Origin of the sequence: Coprococcus sp. TM115-187 (assembly GCF_027679115.1) — a bacterium.
Lineage (GTDB): Bacteria > Bacillota > Clostridia > Lachnospirales > Lachnospiraceae > Allocoprococcus > Allocoprococcus comes.
This window is the reverse complement of record NZ_JAQEKS010000052.1, coordinates 1-1,612: the sequence shown is the minus strand read 5'-3', so window position 1 is coordinate 1,612 and position 1,612 is coordinate 1. Positions and strand designations below refer to the sequence as shown.

The window sequence follows — 1,612 nt, the reverse complement described above, 5'->3', positions numbered from 1 at the left end:
TATAATGGACCCTATAGTGTGGACATGAAACTTAGATAATTAGGTCAATTCCTTAGAGTATTTTCCAAGTTGTAGACATGAAATTGGTAAACAATTATTCCTTCATGGTCTTATTTCCAACTTGTAGACAAAGGTTTAACCACCATTGCTGTTGTGATATATTAATAAACAGAAAGGTGGACACACTATGAGCAAAAAAGTACCTTTTACAGAAGAACAATTACGTGTTTTGGAGTTGAATCCTTATACTTATTCCGTAAGTTCGAATCGCATTACGTTTACACTTGAATTCAAAAAATTCTTTGTTGATCAGATTCGAAATCACAGAAAAACAACCCCTGAAGTCCTTAAAGCAGCTGGTTATGATCCGTCTTGGTTTGCACAAGGATGCAAAAGCAGTCTGCGCAGACGTATTCTTGAAGAAGCAGATTCTGAGCAAGGACTTCGTCCTCCACGAGGCCTTTCTACAGAACAACAGCTTGCTGCATTCGAGGCAAAAGATCTTTCTACCCAAAAAACAGATGCCAGTATCAAAGAATTACAGGAACGGATTGTTCATTTAGAAAAACAGGTTGAGTTTTTAAAAAAAATTTCAAATATCGTAACAAATCCGAAACTGCAGTAGCCAAAACGCGTGAGCAGACAAGCGCTATCTTTGAATTAATCTTTAAAGAAACTCAAAACAAGTCTGCTTTAAATGTTTTGGAATTATGTAAGCTGGCAGGCGTTTCCAGATCCGGTTATTATCGCTGGATCGCAGCCTCAAATCAAAGAGCTATCCGTGAAGCATCTGATTATCAGGATTTTCTGCTAATCAAGGAAGCATATGATTACCGAGGTTATGCAAAAGGATCCAGGGGCATTTGCATGCGTTTAAAGCGTATGGGCATTACTATGAACAGAAAAAAAGTGCAAAGATTAATGCGAAAATACAACTTGTGCTGCCCTATACGCAAAGCCAATCCATATCGAAGAATGGCAAAGGCATTACGTACAAGTACAATTGCCCCGAATTACGTTAAGAGACAATTCCGTTCCTATGGCCCGCGAAAAGTATTACTGACAGATATCACCTATCTGCGGCTCAAGCAGAAGCATGTATATTTATCCGTTATAAAAGATGCATATACAATGCAGATCCTAGCTTATCAATTAAGCGAATCTCTGGAGATTGATTTTGTCCTTGAAACAATAAAGTCTCTCATGAGAAATCATTTATACGAGATGAATGCAGAAGTTTGGATTCATTCGGATCAAGGATGCCATTATACAAGTGTTGCATTTCGGCGGCTTTTGAATGACTTTAGGCTACGCCAGTCTATGTCCAGACGAGGAAACTGTTGGGATAACGCACCACAGGAAAGTTTCTTTGGTCATATGAAAGATGAACTTCAGCCATATGTGAATACCTGGGATTGCTTTCAGGATGTAAAGGAACGAATTGATGATTACATAACTTACTACAATAATGATCGTTATCAAACCACCCTTGGAGGAATGTCTCCAAATGAGTATTATCATTATGTGGTTACAGGAGAGAAACCATCAGCATTGGTTGTTTAACCAATTGACCTAAAAAATTTACTGTGTCCTTGACATGGGGTCCAGTTTA

The 1,612-nt window shown here is 38.3% G+C and carries 2 protein-coding genes; both read left to right on the top strand.

Annotated elements, in window-relative coordinates; all coding sequences use genetic code 11:
* The first annotated feature begins 187 nt into the window (after positions 1-187).
* The gene (locus PGW42_RS15740; RefSeq protein ID WP_117836411.1) at positions 188-625 is read left to right on the top strand and encodes an HTH domain-containing protein; all 438 of its coding nucleotides are present in this window, start codon (positions 188-190) and stop codon (positions 623-625) included.
* Between the two features lie 26 nt (positions 626-651).
* A complete protein-coding gene (locus PGW42_RS15735; RefSeq protein ID WP_330614385.1) occupies positions 652-1,563 on the top strand; it encodes an IS3 family transposase in 912 nt (303 codons plus the stop codon).
* Positions 1,564-1,612 lie beyond the last annotated feature (49 nt).

Bases quoted from the DNA above. Each gene is read 5' to 3' on its own strand.
- PGW42_RS15740 (WP_117836411.1), top strand. From the start codon at position 188: ATGAGCAAAAAAGTACCTTTTACAGAAGAACAATTACGTGTTTTGGAG.